6 protein-coding genes are annotated in these 19,681 nt (G+C 74.1%); all 6 read left to right on the top strand.

From position 1 onward, the window contains the following. Nucleotides 1-302 precede the first annotated feature (302 nt). The 6 genes from ACWEPF_RS18955 to ACWEPF_RS18980 all read left to right on the top strand — a co-directional run bounded on the left by ACWEPF_RS18955 (nt 303) and on the right by ACWEPF_RS18980 (nt 19,663). Nucleotides 303-557: an acyl carrier protein gene (locus ACWEPF_RS18955; RefSeq protein ID WP_345284319.1), complete on the top strand. Its 255-nt coding sequence runs from the start codon at nt 303-305 to the stop codon at nt 555-557. Next, complete coding sequence (locus tag ACWEPF_RS18960; RefSeq protein WP_449797371.1) at nt 544-1,389, top strand: alpha/beta fold hydrolase; 846 nt, start codon at nt 544-546, stop codon at nt 1,387-1,389. Before ACWEPF_RS18955 ends, ACWEPF_RS18960 begins: the two co-directional genes overlap by 14 nt. Nucleotides 1,390-1,519: 130 nt before the next feature. Further along, nucleotides 1,520-8,731, top strand: a complete 7,212-nt coding sequence (locus ACWEPF_RS18965) for an SDR family NAD(P)-dependent oxidoreductase (RefSeq protein WP_452173487.1) — start codon at nt 1,520-1,522, stop codon at nt 8,729-8,731. A gap of 91 nt (nt 8,732-8,822) precedes the next feature. Continuing rightward, the gene (locus ACWEPF_RS18970) at nt 8,823-16,376 is read left to right on the top strand and encodes a beta-ketoacyl synthase N-terminal-like domain-containing protein (protein WP_452173488.1); all 7,554 of its coding nucleotides are present in this window, start codon (nt 8,823-8,825) and stop codon (nt 16,374-16,376) included. 84 nt (nt 16,377-16,460) lie between these two features. Next, complete coding sequence (locus ACWEPF_RS18975) at nt 16,461-18,062, top strand: PfaD family polyunsaturated fatty acid/polyketide biosynthesis protein (RefSeq protein WP_345284311.1); 1,602 nt, start codon at nt 16,461-16,463, stop codon at nt 18,060-18,062. Beyond that, nucleotides 18,059-19,663 carry an acyl-CoA dehydrogenase family protein gene (locus tag ACWEPF_RS18980; protein WP_452173489.1) on the top strand — a complete coding sequence of 535 codons (1,605 nt, stop codon included), beginning with the start codon at nt 18,059-18,061 and terminating at the stop codon, nt 19,661-19,663. The genes ACWEPF_RS18975 and ACWEPF_RS18980 overlap by 4 nt, the downstream gene beginning before the upstream one ends. The last annotated feature ends 18 nt before the right edge of the window (nt 19,664-19,681 follow it).

Consider the following 19,681-nt stretch of genomic DNA (forward strand, 5'->3'; position numbering starts at 1 on the left):
TCCGGGTTCGCCCCCGATGTGACGTACGGAGTCCTGCTGGTCCGTCAGATTCTGGCTGGTCAAGTTAGTTGACGGTTGAATGTCAGGTTCCTTTCGGATGTGATGGGCCGCAGTGGTGAGCGAGCCGGGTTCGAATTCGACGGCCCACGCTGCCACTTCCTTTCGGTGCCCCACGCCCGAGTCCTGTCACCGCATCCGGACCAGCCCGGCCCAATTGGGCGGTCCAGCGTATCCGAAACACGTCAAAGCGGCACCGGTCCATTTCTGGCCGTTGCCGGAAGGAAGGACCAACTGTGGCTCAAGTGACGGCAGTTGAGGCTCAAGACTGGCTGATCGAGAAGATCGCCCACCGGCTCGGATCCACGCCGGACCAGGTCTCGCCGGAGCAGTACTTCGACGAGCTGGACCTGGACTCCACCGAGGCGCTGATCCTGGCCGGGGAGATGGAGAGCTGGCTCGGCTTCGAGCTCGGCACCACCACCCTCTGGTACCACCCGACCATCAAGGACCTGGCGGCCCACATCGCGGAGGAGTGCAGCCGGCGTGCAGCCGCGTAGAAGCGGGCCCGCCCTGGTCCTGCCGCTGCGCCCGGCCGGACCGGGCGGCCGCACCGTCCACCTGGTGCACCCCGGGGCGCTGGCCGCCCAGGTGCACCACACCCTGGCCGAGGCCCTGCCGGACGGGACCGGGCTGACCGTGCTGGACCTCTCCGCCCTGCCCGAGTACGGCGAGGCCGCCCTCACCGGCGGCCGGGCCGAGACCACCGTCGGGGCGCTCGCCGAGCGGCTGACCGCCGAACTGGGGGACGGCCAAGTCACCTTGCTGGGTTGGTCGTTCGGCGGAGTGGTGGCCCAGGCCATGGTGGAGCTGCTGCCCGCCGAGCGGCGCCCGGAGCAGTTGGTGCTGCTGGACAGCATCGCGCCCACGGAGGAGTACCAGCAGCCCGACGAGGCACTCGAACCGCCGCTCCTGCTGGGCTGGTTCGCCATGTACCTGGGGGCCAAGCGCGGCCGCCCGGTGCCGATCGACCCGGGGGCGCTGGCCGGCCTCGGGACGGACCAGGGCCTGCCCCTCGTCCTGGACGCCGCCACCGCGAGCGGCGCCCTGCTGCCGGACACCCCTCTGCCCGGCCTGCGCAAGCTCTACGACACCTACGTGGACGGCCTGTTGCGCAACAACCGGCTCACCGCCCCGCACCGGCCGGAGCCGTCGAGCGTCCCGCTGGTCCTGGTCAAGGCCGAACAGAGCCTGATCCCGGAGGACCCGACGCTCGGCTGGCAGCCGCTCGCCCCGCGCGGGCTCGGCCTGGCGGTGGTCCCCGGGGACCACTACACGATGCTCACCCGACCGGACGCCGCCCGGGCCGTCGCCCGCCTGCTCGACCTCTGAGCGCCGGGCCGCTCCGGCCCACCCGAGGCCCCGCTCCGCGTACCAGACCGCGCAACCGCCCCGCCCCAGCCCTTCGCCGGGCCCGGGCCGGGCGGCAGACCCGGCCATCCGAGACCAAGAGAGCCCCGCCGTGAACCCTTCGCAGCCAGCGCACTCCCCGAAGCACACTCCCCTCGAAGCCGGCAGACCGAGCGACCGCGAGCTCGACCGCCGCCTCGCCAACGACCCGATCGCCATCGTCGGCATGTCCGCCCTGTACCCCAAGTCCCGTGACCTGCGGGAGTTCTGGTCCAACGTGGTGGCGGCGGCCGACTGCATCGAGGAGGTCCCGGCCGACCACTGGGACCTGGACGAGCACTACGACCCGGACCCGAACGCGCCGGACAAGACCTACTCCCGGCACGGCGGCTTCATCCCCACCGTGGAGTTCAACCCGCTGGAGTTCGGCCTGCCGCCGAACACCCTGGAGGTCACCGACGTCCTCCAGCTGCTCAGCCTGATGGTCGCCCGCGACCTGCTGAAGCACGCCGGGGCCGACCAGGGCTGGTACGACCCGTCCCGCACCGGCGTGGTGCTCGGCGTCACCGGCGCCAACCAGCTCACCCAGCCGCTCTCGGCCCGCCTGCAGACCCCGGTCATCAAGGAGGTGGCCCGCAGCGTCGGCCTCTCCGAGCAGGACGCCGAGGAGATCGCGGAGAAGTTCAAGCTGGCCTTCGCGCCCTGGGAGGAGAACTCCTTCCCCGGCATGCTGGGCAACGTGGTGGCCGGCCGGGTGGCCAACCGCCTCGACCTCGGCGGCATCAACATGACCATCGACGCCGCCTGCGCGTCCTCGCTCGGTGCGGTGAAGTCCGCGATCAGCGAGCTGATCGAGGGCCGCTCCGACACCATGCTGGTCGGCGGCTGCGACGCCGAGAACACCATCTTCATGTACCTCTGCTTCGCCAAGACCCCGGCCTTCTCCAAGGCCGGCCGCATCCGGCCCTTCGACAAGGAGGCCGACGGCACCCTGATCGGCGAGGGCATCGGCATGCTGGCGCTGCGCCGCCTCGCCGACGCCGAGCGCGACGGCAACACCATCTACGCCGTGATCAAGGGCATCGGCGCCTCCAGCGACGGCCGCTTCAAGTCCATCTACGCGCCGCGCAAGGAGGGCCAGATGACGGCCCTGCGGCGGGCCTACCAGGACGCGGACTGCACGCCCGAGAGCATCGAGCTGTTCGAGGCGCACGGCACCGGCACCGCGGTCGGCGACGCCACCGAGCTCTCCGCGCTGGCGGCCGTGGTCGCCGAGTCCACCGAGGCCCGGCAGTTCGCCGCCGTCGGCAGCGTCAAGTCCCAGATCGGGCACACCAAGGCGGCCGCCGGCGCGGCCGGTCTGATCAAGCTCTCGATGGCCCTGCACCACAAGCTGCTGCCGCCCACCATCAACGTGGACGAGCCCAACCCGGCCATCGACTTCGAGAACAGCCCGTTCTACGTCAACACCGAGACCCGCCCGTGGATCCGCGACCCGGAGCGGGAGCGCCGCCGGGCGGCGATCTCCTCCTTCGGCTTCGGCGGCACCAACTTCCACGTGGTGCTGGAGGAGTACGGCGACGGCGAGGACCTCAAGGTGCTCTTCCCGGTCGCCCGGGTGCACCACTGGCACGCCGCCACGGCCGGCGAGCTGGCCGGGGCGCTGAACGGGCCGGAGTCGGTGGAGGCTGCTCCGGCCGGGCACGCCCGGATCGCGCTGGTCGCCCGGACGGCGGAGGAGCTGGCCGAGCTGCGCGCGCTGGCCGCAGCGGAGCTGGCCGCCAAGCCGGGCGTGACCGAGTGGGCGCACCCCAAGGGCGTCTACTTCCGTTCCACGGCAGGGGAGTTCGGCAAGGTCGGCGCGCTCTTCGCGGGCCAGGGAAGCCAGTACGTCAACCCGGGCCACCGGGCCGTGCTCGCCGTCCCGCCGCTGCGGGCCGCCTTCGACGCCGCCAACCGCCGCTTCTCCGGCGCCGAGCCGCTCTCCCGGGTGGCCTTCCCGCCGCCGGCCTTCGACCCGGCCTCGCGCGGCGGTCAGGAGGAGGCGCTGCGCCGCACCGAGTACGCGCAGCCCGCGATCGGCGCGCTGGCGGCCGGCCAGTTCCGCTACCTGAGCGACCTCGGCTTCGCCGCCGAGGGCCACCTCGGCCACAGCTTCGGCGAGTTGACCGCCCTCTGGGCGGCCGGGGCGCTGGACGACGAGGCCTTCTTCGGCCTGGCCCGGGCCCGGGGCGCGGCGATGGCGCCGCCCGCCGAGGCCGGGTTCGACCCCGGTGCGATGGCCGCGCTCAGCGCGGACGACCAGCAGGTCGCCGAGCTGCTGGCCGCCCGCGACGGCGTGGTGGTCTGCAACCGCAACGCGGCCGACCAGATCGTGGTCGGCGGCGGCACCGCCGAGATCGAGGCCCTGGTGGCGGCGGCGAAGGCCGCCGGTGTGCGGGCCAGCCGGCTGCCGGTCTCGGCCGCCTTCCACACCCCGTACGTGGCGCACGCGGTGGAGGCCTTCCGCGCGAGCGTCGAGCAGGTCGAGGTGCGCGAGCCGCGCGGCCCGGTGTACGCCAACACCCCGGGTGCGGTCTACGGCGCGGACGTCGCGGCCAACCGGGCCGTGCTGGCCGAGCAGTTGGTCAACCCCGTGCACTTCGCCGACCGGGTCGAGGAGATGTACGCGGCCGGGTTCCGCACCTTCGTGGAGTTCGGCCCGAAGGGCGTGCTCACCCAGCTGGTCCGCCGCATCCTCGGCGAACGCCCGCACCAGGCCGTCCAGTTGGACCCGGGCCCGGGCGGCGACGCCGACGTCGCGCTGAAGCGCGCGGTGGCGCAGCTGCTGGTGCTCGGCCTGCCGCTCACCGCGGCCGACCCGTACGTGGCGGCCGAGACGGCGGAGGAGGCCGGGAAGAAGGGCATGGCGGTGCCGCTGAACGGCATCAACCACGTGTCCGAGCAGCGCAAGGCCGCCTACAAGGAGGCGTTGGAGAACGGCTACCGGGTCTCCACGGCTCCGTCGGCCCCGGCCCCGGCCGCCGCCGCGGTGCCGGCGTCGGCCCCGAAGCCGGCCCCGGCCCCGGCTCCGGTCGCGGCTCCGGCTCCGGTGGTGGCAGCGCCCGTCGCCGTGACGCCCGCTCCGGCACCCGTCGTCGCCCCGGCTCCCGTCGCCGTGCGGCCCGCCGTCCCGGTGGTGCCGGTGGCTGCGCAACCCGCCTCGCCGGTCATACCCCCGGCCGTCCCCGTACCTGCCCAGGAGGCAGCACCCGTGGAGCACGAAAGCCGGTCCGACCGGCTGTCCGAGCTGATCAGTGATCATCTCGCCCTGCACGACGACTACATGAACGGCCAGATGCAGAGCGCCGAGCGGCTCGCCGGTCTGCTGGAGAACGCGGTCGGTCAGGGCCGGCTGGCCGAGGTGCTCGGCGGCGTGACCGCCGTCAAGGAGCACGGCCTCGCCATCGGCCGCACCCACCTGCGGGCCAACGAGATCCTCCGCGACCTCGCCGCCCTGGAGCTCGGCGGCACCCCGGCACCCACCCCTGTGGTGCCGGCCGCCTTCGCCGCTCCGGTCGCCCCGGTGGCCCCGACGGTCGCCGTGCCGGCCCCGGCCCCGGTCGCCCAGGTGGCTCCGGCTCCGGCGCCGGCCCCGGTACGGGAGATCGCCCCCGCCCCGGTCGCTCCGGTGGCCGCACTGCCGCCCGCTCCGGTGGTCGCCCCGGCGCCCGTGGTGGCGGCCCCGGCCCCCGTGCAGGCCCCGGCCCCCGTGCAGGCCGCCGCACCGACGGTCGACGTCGCGTCGGCCCTGCTGGCGGTGGTGTCGGCGAAGACCGGCTACCCGATCGACATGCTCGACCTCGGCATGGACGTGGAGGCGGACCTGGGGATCGACTCGATCAAGCGGGTCGAGATCCTGGGTGTGCTGTCGGAGCAGTTCCCGAGCGACACCCACGTGGGCCCGGAGCAGCTCGGTGAGCTGCGCACCCTGGGCCAGATCGTCGAGTTCATGAGCGCCTCCGCTCCGGTGGCTGCGGCTCCGGTGGCTGCGGCTCCGGTCGCCACCGTTCCGGCCGCCGATGTGGCCGGCGCCCTGCTGGCGGTGGTCTCCGCCAAGACGGGCTACCCGGTGGAGATGCTGGACCTGGGCATGGACGTGGAGGCGGACCTGGGGATCGACTCGATCAAGCGGGTCGAGATCCTGGGTGTGCTCTCCGAGCAGTTCCCGAGCGACACGCACATGGGCCCGGAGCAGCTCGGTGAGCTGCGCACTCTGGGCCAGATCGTGGAGTTCATGAGCGCAGCGGCCCCGGCTGCTCCTGCTCCCGCCGCTCCCGCTCCGGTCGCCGCTGTCCCGAGCGCTGACGTCGCGTCGGCTCTGCTGGCGGTGGTGTCGGCGAAGACGGGCTACCCGGTGGAGATGCTGGACCTGGGCATGGATGTCGAGGCCGACCTCGGCATCGACTCGATCAAGCGGGTCGAGATCCTGGGTGTGCTCTCCGAGCAGTTCCCGAGCGACACGCACATGGGCCCCGAGCAGCTCGGTGAGCTCCGCACGCTCGGTCAGATCGTGGAGTTCATGTCCGGTGCCGTTGCTCCGGCCGCCGCGCCGGCCGCCGCGCCGGTCGCTGCCCCGGCGGCTCCCGCCGCCGACGTGGCGGGTGCGCTCCTCGCGGTGGTGTCGGCGAAGACCGGCTACCCGGTGGAGATGCTGGACCTCGGGATGGATGTCGAGGCCGACCTCGGCATCGACTCGATCAAGCGGGTCGAGATCCTGGGTGTGCTCTCCGAGCAGTTCCCGAGCGACACGCACATGGGCCCGGAGCAGCTGGGTGAGCTGCGCACCCTGGGCCAGATCGTCGAGTTCATGTCCGGTACCGTCGCGCCCCAGCCGGTCGCCGTTCCCGTGGTGGAGGCGCCCGCGCCGGTCGCCGCCGTGCTGCCCGGCCGGCTCGGCCGGACCCACGCCACGCTGACCGAACTGCCGCTCCCGGACCGCCTGGTGGGTGCCTACCCGGCCGGCTCCGGCGCGCTGCTGGTGGACGACGGCGGGGAGCTGACCCCGGTGCTGGCCGAGCGGCTGGCCGCCGAGGGCTGGCAGGTGCAGGTGCTGCGGCTGCCCGGGGTGACCCGGGAGGTCGAAGGGGTCCGCAACCTGGCGCTGAACAGCTGGGGCGTCAACGAGCTGGCGGACCGGATCGAGGAGCTGACCCAGGTCCGACTGGCCGTCAACCTGGCCGTCCGCCGCGACGGCGACTGGGCGGACGGCGTGCGCCGGCTGTCCCACGCGCTGCTCACCGCCAAGCACCTGGTCGAGCCGCTGACCCGGGCCGCCGACGGCGGCCGGGCCTGCTTCGCCACCGTGACCCGGCTCGACGGCGGCTTCGGCCTGGCTGGCGTGGACGAGGCGCTGGCTCCGTCCGGCGGGTACGGCGGTCTGGTGAAGACCCTGGCCGTGGAGGCCCCGGAGCTGTTCTGCCGGGCGGTCGACCTGGCTCCGGCCCTGTCGGACGCGGCCGCCGTCGAGCTGCTGCTGGACGAGCTGCTGGACGCCGCCGCCGAGCCGGTGCAGGTCGGCCACGACGGCACCCGCCGGGTGACCCTCGGTCTGCTGACCACCGATCAGCTCCCCGCCACCACCGAGCCGGTGGCCGCGCCGACCTCCGAGGACCTGATCGTGGTCACCGGCGGAGCCCGTGGCATCACCGCCCGCTGCGTGGTCGACCTGGCCGCGACCCACAAGCCCGGCTTCCTGCTGCTCGGCCGCACCGCGCTGGCCGGAGAGCCTGCCTGGGCCCAGGGCATCACCGGGGACGCCGAGTTGAAGGCCGCCGCCGTCGCGCAGCTGCGCACCGCGGGCGAGAAGCCGACCCCGAAGCGGGTCGAGCAGCTGTACCAGGGCGTGGTGGGCGAGCGGGAGATCCGTCGCACGCTGGCTGAGGTGCAGGCGGCCGGGGGCACGGCGGAGTACCTGGCAGTGGACATCACCGACGCCGCCGCCACCGCCAAGGCGCTGGCCCCGTACGCCGCGAAGGTGACCGGTCTGGTGCACGGCGCGGGCGTGCTGGCGGACCAGCTGATCAGCGCCAAGAAGGCCAGCGAGATCGAGCGGGTCTTCGCGCCCAAGCTGACCGGGCTGCGCTCGGTGCTGGACGCGCTGCCGGCCGACGGCCTCAAGCACGTGGTGTTGTTCACCTCGGTGGCCGGGTTCTTCGGCAACCGCGGCCAGTCCGACTACGCGATGGCCAACGAGGCGCTGAACGCCTGGGCGGCCGGTTGGAAGCGCAAGCACCCGCAGGCCCGGGTGACCGCCCTCAACTGGGGCGCCTGGGACAGCGGGATGGTCTCGCCGCAGATCAAGGCGGTGTTCCGGGAGCGCGGCATCACGCTGATCCCGGAGGAGGTCGGCACGGCCCTGTTCACCGGTCAGTTCGCGCCGGAGCGCGGGCAGGACGTGGTGACGGTGCTGGGCCCGACGACGCCGCTCTCGGTCCGCGAGCAGTCGGTACCGGAGGCGACGGTGCTGGAGCGCCGCCTGGACGTGCTGGCCGGTGACCCGATCGTGGCCGACCACGTGATCGGCGGGGTGCCGGTGCTGCCGGCCGCCGTCGCGCTCGGCTGGGCGGTCGGTGCGGTGGAGCGGCTCAGCGGGGGGACGGTCCGTCAGGTCCGGGACTTCGCCGTGCACAAGGGCGTCACCTTCGACGGCGGTGAGCACGGCAGCTTCCAGCTGGCGGCCTCCCCGGCCGGTGACGGTGCCACCACCGAGGTGGTGATCCGCTCGGTCGCCGCCGACGGTGCGGTCCGTCCGCACTACGCGGCCGGTGTGGTGCTCGGTGCCGACCCGGCGGGCGAGGTGAACCGGCCGAGCATGGCCGGGCTGCCCGCCCTGGGCCGCGGCCGCGACGCGGCCGGCTTCTACGCCGACGGCACGCTCTTCCACGGCGAGGCCCTGCGCGGACTGCGCAAGGTGCTGGCGGAGGACGAGTCCCGGCTGGTGCTGGAGGCGCAGCTGTCCGAACTCCGGCCCGGGAACGGCGCGTTCGGCGCCTCGCTGTACGGCCCCGGCACCGCCGACCTGCTGCTGCAGGCCGCCCTGGTGTGGATGCGGCTCTACCGCTCGACCGCGAGCCTGCCGCTCTCGGTGGCCCGTGCCGAGCTGTTCCAGGCCCTGCCGGACGGTGAGCCCTTCCTGATCGTGGTCGAGCCGGTCTCCGCCAACGGGGTCAGCGCGTCCCTGACGGTCACCGCCTGCGCCCCCGGCGGCCGGGTGCTGGCCCGCTTCGGCGGGATCAGCCTGGTCTCCACCCCGCAGCTGGCCGCCAAGTTCGCCGCCAACTGACGTACCTGGCACCCGGGTCCGGCCGGCCGTCCCCCGTGGGCGGCCGGCCGGGCCCCGGCCCCGTCAGGCTCCGGAAAGGACCACAGCTTCCATGAGCAAGTACGCCATTGTCGGCCTCTCCTGCCTCTTCCCCGGCGCGGCCACGCCCGCCGAGTTCTGGCAGAACCTGAGCGCGGGCGTGGACAGCCGCCGGGAGGGCGGCGCGGAGGTGTTCGGCCCGCGGGCCGACCCCCGCGACGAGGACCCGGCCCACCGCATCTACTGCAGCCGGGGCGGTTTCGTCTCCGGCTTCGACTTCGACCCCACCGGCTACCTGCTGGACGCCGACCGGCTGGCCGGGCTGGACCGGGTCTTCCACTGGACCCTGCACGTGGCCCGCGAGGCGCTGCGCGACAGCGGTGCCGACGGACGCCCGGAGCTGCTGGCCCGGACCGGCCTGATCATGGGCAACTACTCGTTCCCGACGCCTGGTTCGGCCCGGATCAGCCTGCCGCTGGTGGACCGCGCCGTGCTGGCCGGTCTGCGCGAGGCGGGCCTGCCCGGCCTCGACCTGCCCGAGCCGGCCGCCGCCGAGCCCGCCGACGCCCGGGTCAGCGGCGCTCCGGCCCGGGTCGCGGGCGCGGCCCTGGGCCTCGGCGGTCCGCGCTTCGCACTGGACGCCGCCTGCTCCTCCGCGCTCTACGCGCTCAAGCTGGCCTGCGACCAACTCGCGGCCGGCCAGGCGGACCTGGTGCTGGCGGGTGGCGTCTGCGCCCCCGACCCCACCCTGATCCACCTCTCCTTCTCCGATCTGCACGCCTACCCGGAGAACGGCTTCAGCCAGCCCTTCGACTCCTCCTCGGCGGGCATCCTCACCGGCCAGGGCGCCGGGATGGTGGCGGTCAAGCGCCTCGCCGACGCCCAGCGCGACGGGGACCGGATCCACGCCGTGATCGACGGCATCGGGCTCACCAACGACGGCGCCGGCCGTCACCTGCTGCTCCCCAACGCGGCCGGGCAGCACAGCAGTTACCAGCTCGCCTACGCCGAGGCCGGGGTCGAGCCGACCGCGATCGACTACCTGGAGTGCCACGCCACCGGCACCCCGGCCGGTGACTCCACCGAGGCCGAGTCGGTGGCCCGCTGGTTCGGCGGCCACGGCAAGGTGCCGCTGCTGGGCTCGGTGAAGGGCAACATCGGGCACCTGCTGACGGTGGCCGGGCTGAGCAGTCTGCTCAAGGTCATCCTGGCCATGCAGCACGGCGAACTCCCGCCCACCGTCGGGGTGGACACCCCGGTGGACGCCACCGTCGGCGGCGCCCTGGTGCGCGAGCGGACGGCCTGGCCCGCGCACGAGGGCCCGCGCCGGGCGGCGGTCTCCGCCTTCGGCTTCGGCGGCACCAACGCCCACGTGGTGCTGTCGAACTCGGCGGAGGAAGTGGCCGAGGCGCAGCCGGTGGAGGCGCCCGCGCTGGACATCGTCGGCCTCGGGGCACACTTCGGCACCCTGGAGACGGTGGCCGAGTTCGAGCGCGCCCTGCACGAGGGCGCCGACGCGTTCCGTACGCTGCCCGAACTGCGCTGGCGCGGCATGGAGTCCGGCCCGGTGCCGGAGGGCGGCTTCGTCGACCAGGTGGCCATCGACCCGGTGGACTACCGGATCCCTCCGGCCGACCTGCGCAACTACAACCTCCAGCACGCCCTGATGGCCAAGGTGGCCGACGAGGCGCTGGCCGACGCGGGCTTCGCCCGCACCCCGGCCGAGGGCCAGTCGGTGCCGGCCCCGCGCCGGGTCGCGGTGGTGGTCGCGATGGAGATCGAGCCCAGCGCCCACCTGCACCTGGCCCGGCACGGCCTGGCCGGGCGGCTGCGCGAGGCGTATGCGGCGGCCGGTCTGGAGCTGACGGACCAGCAGGTCGAGCAGCTGGCCGCGGCGGCCCGGGACGGCGTGCACCAGCCGATCGTGGCCAACGAGGTGCTCAGCTACATCGGCAACATCATGGCCAGCCGGATCTCCGCCCTGTGGAACCTGACCGGCCCCTCCTTCACCATCTCCTCCGACGGCGCCGGCACCGCCGAGGCGCTGGACATCGCCCGGCTGCTGCTGCTCGACCCGGAGATCGAGGCGGTGCTGGTCGGTGCCGTGGACCTGGCCGGTTCGCCCGAGTCGCTGCTGCTGCGGGGGGACGCCCCGGTGACCGGAGCGGGCCTCAGCTTCGGCGCGGGCAGTCAGGGTTGGCGGATCGGTGAGGGAGCCGGCGCCGTGGTGGTGGCCCGCCCCGGGAGCGACCGCCAGGTGTACGCCCGGCTGGACGCCGCCGTGGTGCGGCACGCCGTCCCGGTGGCCGGGGAGCTTCCCGAGGCCGACCCGGCGCTGTTCGCCGAGGCGGCCCGCGAGGCCCTGGCGCTCGCCGGGGTCGGCCCGGCCGCGGTCGGCTACCTGGAAGCCCACGCCGGCGGCACGCCGGAGCAGGACGCGGCCGAGCTGACCGCGCTGGCCGCCGTCTACCCGGCCGGGGCCTGCGAGCCCGCGCTCGGCAGCGGCAAGGCCCAGCTGGGCGACACCCAGGGCGCGGCCACCATGGCCGGGCTGCTGCGCGCCGTGCTGGCCCTGCACCACGGCTACCTGCCGGGGGTGCCCAACTGGCGCGGCCCGGCCGAGGAGCACGCGGAGACCTTCGCAGCGGCGGGCTTCCACCTGCCCGGTGAGTCCCGCCCGTGGCTGCGGGCCGAGCGCTCGGCCCGCCGGTACGCGGCGGTCAGCTTCCTGGGCAGCGGCGGGGCGCACGGACACCTGGTGCTCTCCGCCGGTCGGACCCGCGGCGCGAGCGTGGAACGGGACTGGCGGCGGGCGGGCGGCCCGGTGCTGCTGGCCCTCGGCGCCGAGGACCGCGCCGGGCTGCTGGCCGAACTGGACCGCCACCTCGACCTGCTCTCGGTCAACGCCGACCCGTACGCCTTGGCGGTGGCCGCGAGCCGCCGCCTGACGCCCGGTCGGACCGTGCGCGCGGTGCTGGTCGGCACCGACGCGGACAGCCTCACCGCGCAGCTCACCGCCGCCCGGCGGGACCTGCCCGGGGTGTTCGCGCGGGGCGAGGAGTGGGCCACGCCGGCCGGCAGCTACGCCACCGCGCGGCCGATCGGCCCGGAGGGCAAGGTCGCGCTGGTCTACCCCGGGGCCTTCAACTCCTATCCGGGGCTGGGCCGGGACCTGTTCCGCGCCTTCCCCGGCCTGCTCACCCGCTTCGAGGCCGAGGCCGAGCAGCCGGACCGCGCCTTCCGCTCCGCGCTGCTCCACCCGCGCTCCCAGCAGCCGCTCGGGAAGCGGGAGTTGATGGGGCTGGAGGAGAAGCTGGGCGGCGACCTGCCGTTCATGCTGGCCACCGGCACCAGCTTCGCGATCCTCTACACCGACCTGGTCCGTGAGCTGCTCGGAGTCAGGGCGCACGGCGCCTTCGGCTACAGCCTGGGGGAGAGCAGCATGCTGTTCGCCACCGGCGGCTGGCTGCGGGAGGCCCGGCGGGACGACCGGATCAGCGCCACCCCGCTCTTCAAGGACCGGCTCTGCGGGCCGCGCCGGACGGTCCGTGAGCTGTGGGGCCTGGCCGAGGACGCGCCGGACTCGGCGGTCTGGGGCAGCCACGTGCTGCTGGCCGGGGCGGAGGACGTGCGGGCCGCGATGGCCTCGTACGACCGGGTGTACCTGACCCACGTCAACACCCCCAACGAGGTGGTCATCGCCGGGGCACCCGACCAGTGCAAGGCGCTGATCGCCGAGCTCGGCTGCCCCTCGGCCCGCTCGCCCGTCAACTCGGTGATGCACTGCCCGGTGGTGGACGGGGAGTTGGCCGGCCTGGCCGAGCTCAATGACCACCCGGTCGGCCCGGTCGGGGAGTTGGACCTCTTCACCGCCTACGACTACGGCACGGTGGGGGAGTTGGACCGGGAGACGGTCGCCGGGCGGATCGCGCACACGCTCCGCTCCACCATCGACTTCCCCAAGCTCACCCGCACCGCGTACGAGCAGGGCTTCCGCTACTTCGTGGAGGTCGGCCCCAGCTCCACCTGCACCCGCTGGGTGAAGGAGTCGCTGGGCGCCGAGCACCCGCACGTGGCGGTCTCGGTCGACCGGCGCGGGGTGCCCGCCACCAAGGCGATCGCCCAGTTGGCGGCCCGGCTGGTGGCGCACGGCGTCCCGCTCGACCTGTCCGGGCTGCTCGGTGAGCTGCCCGCCCCGGAGGGGCGGAAGCGCCTGCGCTTCCCGGTCGGCGGCGGCCCGTCCATCCCGGCCGCCGTGGCCGCCGCGGCCAGGCCGGTCGTCAGCGGCGCGGTGGGTGCCCCGGCCGCCTTCGCGGGCGTCGGCATCGCACCGGGCGCACCGCTCGCCGCCACCGCCGCGTCCAGTGCCCCGCCCGCCGTCTCCGCCCGGCGCCGCCGCGCCGAGGCGGCCGCGCCGGTCGGTCAGGCGAGCCAGGCCGCTCCGCGCGCAACGGTCGCCTCGATCGAGCTGCCCGGTACGGGTGCGGCCGCGCGGCCCGGTGCGGGCGCTGCGGCCGGTCCGGCCGCCGCCGCTCCTGCCGGGGCGGGTTCGCCCGCACAGCCGGGGCAGGTGACCGCCCTCGGTGCGTCCGGGCCCGTCGCGATCATGGCCGGGCCTCCTGCGGTGAGTGCCGCGCCCGCCGCCCCGCCCACCCCGCCGGTACGGCCGTCCGCCGTCGTCCCGCCGTCCCCCGGACCGTCCGGTCCCGTTCCCGTGGAGGGCCAGCCCCCGATGCCTGTCGATCCGTCAGTCGCCGACCCCGAGGTCATCACCTTCGACGGCGAGCCGATCTCCTTCCTGCCCTGGGCAGAGCCCGAGGCGGCCCCGGTGGCCCAGCTGCCCGCGCGGCAGTCCGTGGCCGCCACCGCTCCGCAGGCCACCGCTTCGCAGGCCACCGCTCCGCAGGCGGCTGCGCCGCAGCCCGGCGTCAGTCCGGCGGGCCAGCTGGTCCGCGAGCTGCGCGAGCAGCTGCTCGCCACCCACTCGGTGGTGATGGAGACCCAGCGGGTGCTCCAGGAGTCCACCCTCAGCCGGGCCGAGGCCCTGCTCTCCCAGGCGCCGGTCGTGCAGCCCGGGTTGCCGGTGCTCCCGGCCCCCGAGCCGATCGCCTTCGCGATCGAGACCACCGTCCCGCAGGCCCCGGCTCCGGCTCAGGCCCCGGCGCTGCCCGCCGCGCCGGTGGTGCTGCCCGCCGCCGTGCTGCCGCCGGTCACCCCGCAGCCCGCCGCCCCGGCCAAGCCCGCCGGCGTGATCTGGGACCAGGCCGACCTGCTGGAGTTCGCCACCGGCAGCCTGGCCAAGGTCTTCGGCGCCGAGTTCGCCGAGATCGACTCCTACGGCAAGCGGGTGCGCCTGCCCGCCGAGCCCTACCACTTCGTCACCCGGGTCACCGACCTCAAGGCGGAGACCGGCGTCTACCAGCCCTCCTTCATCCGCACCGAGTACGACGTCCCCGAGGACGCCTGGTACACGGTGGACGGCGGTGTGCCGCCGGCTGTGGCGATCGAGGCCGGGCAGTGCGACCTGCTGCTGATCAGCTACCTCGGCATCGACTTCAAGAACAAGGGCAAGCGGGTCTACCGCCTGCTCGACTCCACCCTGGTCTTCCACGGCGACCTGCCGAAGGCCGGGCAGACCCTGCGCTACGACATCTCGATCAACCGCTTCGTCACCCAGGGCGAGACCACGATCTTCTTCTTCTCCTACCTCTGCTACGCGGACGGCGAGTTGATCCTGGAGCTCAAGGACGCCTGCGCCGGCTTCTTCAGCCAGCAGGAGCTGGAGACCCCGCTCGGCGTGGTCATCACCGAGAAGCAGAAGGCCGAGCGGGCCGCGCTGAAGAAGACCTGGTTCAAGCCGTTGGCGGAGACCGGCCACAACGACCTGACCGCCGCCGACCTGGAGCTGCTGGCCCAGGGGAAGCCCGGGGAGGTGTTCGGCCCGCACCACGCGCAGGACGAGGGGATGAACCCGGCGCTGCGGCTGCCGGACGCCCGGCTGCGGATGATCGACGAGCTGCACATCGACCGCACCGGCGGCCCGCGCGGCCTCGGCCTGCTCACCGCGAGCAAGCAACTGCAGCCCGATGCCTGGTACTTCGAGTGCCACTTCCCGGACGACCCGGTGCTGGCCGGCTCCATGGTGGCCGAGGGCGCGGTGCAGGCCCTGCAGGCCTACCTGCTCCACCAGGGCATGCACCTGGTGCTGCCGGACGCGCGCTTCCAGACCATCATCGGCCTGCAGACCGAGGTCCAGGTGCGCGGTCAGATCACCCCGCAGCACAGCGAGATCCGCTACGAGATCGAGGTGATGGAGCTGACCCTGCTCCCGCGCCCCTCGGTGATCGCCGACATCCTGGTCTACCTGGGCGACAAGCCGGTGATCCGGATGCACAACTTCGGCATCCAGATCCGGGAGAAGGAGGGCACCCCGTACCGTCCGGAGGCGGGCGGCGTCCCGGTCTTCCTCGGCCGGCGCAACCGCAGCGGCGAGCCCGCGATGATCAACGAGCTGCACCTGGCGCACGCCGCCAAGGGCGACCTGGGCACCGCGATGGGCCCCGAGTTCGACGTCTACGCGAACAGTCGCGCGCCCTACATCCCCAACGGGGACTTCCAGTTCGTCGACCGCATCATGCGGCTCGACGGCACCCGCGGCGACCTCAACCCGGGCTCGGAGATGGTCACCGAGTACGACTCCCCGGCGGACGCCTGGTACTACACCCAGAACGCCCACCCGCACATGCCGAACGCGGTCTACATGGAGACCTCGCTGCAGGCCGCCATCCTGCTCGGCTACTACCTGGGCGCCACCCTCAAGCGCCCGGAGGAGCAGTACGCGATCCGCAACCTGGACGGCAAGGCCACCCTGGTCAAGGACCTGGACCTGCGCGGGAAGACCATCCGCCACCACTCCAAGCTGCTGATGACCAGCGCCATGTCCGGCGCGGTGCTGCAGAACTTCAGCTACGAACTCTCCGCCGACGGCGAGGTGTTCTACGTCGGCGAGTCGCTGTTCGGCTACTTCAGCGACGCGGCGCTGGCCAACCAGGTGGGCCTGGACGCGGGGACGTACGTGGCCCCGTGGATCGAGCAGGAGCAGCCGGCGAACGTGCGCCGGATCGAACTCCCCTCGGACGCACCGGCGTTCACCGACCCGACCGGTGGACGGCTGCACCTGCCGGGCGAGCACTACGCCCTGGTGGACCGGGTCGACCTGGTCGAGGGCGGCGGCAGGTTCGGGGCCGGCTACCTGCACGGGCACCGCGAGGTCCGCCCCGACGAGTGGTACTTCGACTGCCACTTCCACCGCGACCCGGTGATGCCCGGCTCGCTCGGGGTGGAGGCGATCCTCCAGGGCCTGCGGCTCTTCGCCCTGGAGCAGGGCCTGGCCGAGGGGATCGAGCAGCCCCGCTTCGGGCTGGCCGTGGACGTGCCGATGAGTTGGAAGTACCGCGGCCAGATCCTGCGCCACGACCGCGAGTTGAGCTTCGACGTGCACGTGAAGGAGGTCCGCCGCGAGCCCGGCCGGGTGGTCGTGATCGCCGACGCCGACCTCTGGAAGCCCGGCCTGCGGATCTACGAACTCACCGACGTGGCCATCGAGGTCCGCTCCGACGCCGTCTGACGGCTCACCAGACACCCGGGGCTTGCCGGGTCGGTCCTCGGCCCGGCAAGCCCCTTCCCCAGCTAGGAGACAGAGACCCCACCCATGGACACGCTGGAGACACCGCTCCGCTGGTACGGGGAGAGCTACCCCGCCACCGACTCACCGGGCATCTACCAGGCCCTGGCCGCACTGGACCGCCCCTGCTTCATCGTCCGCACCCCCGAGGGCATCGGCGCCGTCGCCGAGGGCCACCCCGCCGCGCGCGGCGCCCGCGCCGGCGGTGGACTGCCGCTGCTGGCCGCCGTCCCGCCGCTGCCCGCCGACCGGCTCGGCTCGCCCGAGTTCCGCGCCGCGCACGGCGTCCGCCAGCCGTACCTGGCCGGTGCGATGGCCGGCGGCATCGCCTCCGCCGACCTGGTGATCGCCCTCGCCAAGGAGGGCTACCTGGCCTCCTTCGGCGCGGCCGGCCTGCTGCCGGAGACCATCGAGCAGGCGCTCACCCGCTTCGCCACCGAGATCCCCGGCCTGCCGTTCGCCGTCAACCTGATCCACAGCCCGAGCGAGGAGCGACTGGAGCGCGAGGCGGTCGAGCTCTTCCTGCGCTACGGCGTGCGCTGCGTGGAGGCCTCCGCCTTCATGGCGCTCACCCCGCACGTGGTCCGCTGGCGGCTGGCCGGGCTGCGGCCCGGCCCGGACGGCCGGGTGCTCGCCGAGCACCGGCTGATCGCCAAGATCTCCCGGACCGAGACCGCCGAGCGCTTCATGAGACCCGCTCCGGCCGCCATGGTCGGCGCGCTGCTGGCGGAGCGTCTGATCACCCCGGAGCAGGCCGAGTTGGCCCGCCACGTGCCGATGGCCGACGACATCACGGTGGAGGCCGACTCCGGCGGTCACACCGACCGCCGCCCGCTGCCCGCCCTGCTGCCCTCCATCCTGCGGCTGCGCGACACCGTCCAGCGCGAGCACCGCTACCCCGCCCAGATCAGGGTCGGCGCGGCCGGGGGCCTCGGCACCCCGACGGCGGTGGCCGCCGCCTTCGCCATGGGCGCCGCGTACGTGGTGACCGGCTCGGTCAACCAGTCCTGCGTGGAGTCCGGCGCCTCCAAGGCGGCCAAGGCGATGCTCGCCGAGGCCGGGATCGCCGACTGCGAGATGGCGCCGGCCGCCGACATGTTCGAACTCGGCGTCGAGCTCCAGGTGTTGAAGAAGGGCACGCTCTTCCCGATGCGGGCCAAGCGGCTCTACGAGCTGTACCAGGCCTACGACGGGCTGGAGGCACTGCCGGCCGAGGAGCGGGCCCGGCTGGAGACCCAGGTGTTCCGCCGCCCGCTGGCCGAGGTCTGGGACGAGTGCGTCGGCTACTTCCGGCGGCGCGACCCCGAGCAGCTGGCCCGGGCCGAGGGCAGCCCCAAGCGGCGGATGGCGCTGGTCTTCCGCTGGTACCTGGGCATGTCCTCGCGCTGGTCGGTGGTCGGTGACCCGGACCGCACCCTGGACTACCAGGTCTGGTGCGGCCCGGCGATGGGCAGCTTCAACGACTGGGTGACCGGCAGCTACCTGAAGACCCCCGGCAACCGCCGGGTGGCCGACGTGGCCCACCACCTGATGCACGGCGCGGCCTTCCACACCCGGGTCGCGCAGCTGCGCACCGCCGGCGTGCGGATCCCCGCCACGGCGGGCGACTACCGGCCGGTGCCGCGGTGACGCCCGAGGAGCTGGACCGCGAGCTCGGTGACCCGGCCGACCCGGAGAACCCGTACGGCTGGGCGGCGGCGGTGCGGCGGGACGAGGCGGGGGAGTACCCGGAGGAGCTCGCCGCTGCGCTCCGCAAGCACGACTTCCACCTGAACTACCTGCCGCGCGATCTGGGCGGCGCCTTCGAGGGCTTCGACCGCAGCCTGACCCTGGTCCGCACCGCCGCCCGGCGGGACCTCAACGTCATGCCCAGCACCATGTTTTCGATCACCGCCGCCACCTGCGTCCAGCTCCACGGCTCGGCCGCCCAGCAGGAACGCGTGGCGGAGGTCCTCCGCCGCGGCGGCTCCGTCGCCTTCGCGATGTCGGAGGCCGACCACGGCAGCGACCTCCTGGCCAACGAGGCCCGGCTCACGCCGGCGGGCAACGGCTGGCGCCTGGACGGGGCCAAGTGGATGGTCGGGCTCGGGCAGCGCAGTGAGGCGGCGTACGTGGTGGCCCGGACCGGCGAGCGCGGGCCCGGGGCGTTCTCGGCCGTCCTCACCGGTCTGGGCGGGGTGGAGCGCGGCCCCGAGGTGCCGACCGGCGGCATGCGCGGGATCGACTTCGCGCACCTGCGGTTCGAGGGGCACCCCGTCGCCGCCGAGGAGCTGGTGGGCCGTCAGGGGGAGGCGCTGGAGGCGGCGGTCAAGGCGCAGCAGGTGGTGCGGCTGATGAGCACCGCCGGCAGCCTCGGCTGCGCCGACACCGCGCTGCGCCTCACCCTCGACTTCGCCACCGAGCGCCGGATCGGCCGCACCGAACTGGTCGAATCCCCCTACCCCCGCCGCGAGTTGGCGATCGCCTCGGCGGCCCTGCTGGCCGCCGACGCGGTCGCCCTGGCGGCGGCCCGCGGCATCCACGTGGCGCCGGAGCAGTTCAGCGTCTGGGGCTGCGCGGCCAAGCACGTGGTGGCCGAGGCGGTGGAGGACGCGATGGGGCGCTGCGCCACCGTGCTGGCCACCCGTTCGGTGCTGCGCACCGAGGGCCCGGGCGGCGGGATCTTCCAGAAGCTCCAGCGGGACGCCGCGCTGGTGCGGGTGGTGGACACCTCCACGGTGGCCAACCTGCGCTCCTTCGCCGGACAACTCCCGGCGCTGATGCGGGGGCTGAACGGGATCGACGCGGATCCGAGGGCGGTCCGGGAGGTCTTCGACCTCCAGGCCGAGCTGCCGCCGTTCGAGCTCGGCCGCCTCGACCTGAACGCCCGCGGCCGGGACCTGGTGACCGCGGGCCTGCCGGACACCGGGCCGATCCACCGCCACCTGGCCGACCTCTCGGTCCAGGTCTCCACCGCCGACCCCAAGGGCAACGAGCTGGTCGACCTGGCCGAGCGGTTCGCCTGGCTGCACGCGGCCGCCGCCTGCCTGCACCTGTGGGTGGTGAACCGGGAGAACGAGGTGCTCGGCCGCCCGGACTGGCTGACCGCGGTGCTCGCCTACCTGCTCTCCCGCGCCGAGGGCACCCCCGTCCGCCGCCGTGAGGCCGAGCTGCTGCCGGCCCTCGCGACCGTCCGGGACCTGTACGGGCGGGGCCGGCTGTTCTCCGCCGTCCCGGTCCAACTCATCTGATGGCACCACCGATCCACA

Source organism: Kitasatospora sp. NPDC004289, assembly GCF_053602875.1.

What these genes read in the sequence shown, in the direction of transcription:
- ACWEPF_RS18970 (WP_452173488.1), top strand. Translation starts at nt 8,823, where the DNA reads ATGAGCAAGTACGCCATTGTCGGCCTCTCCTGCCTCTTCCCCGGCGCG.
- ACWEPF_RS18975 (WP_345284311.1), top strand. Translation starts at nt 16,461, where the DNA reads ATGGACACGCTGGAGACACCGCTCCGCTGGTACGGGGAGAGCTACCCC.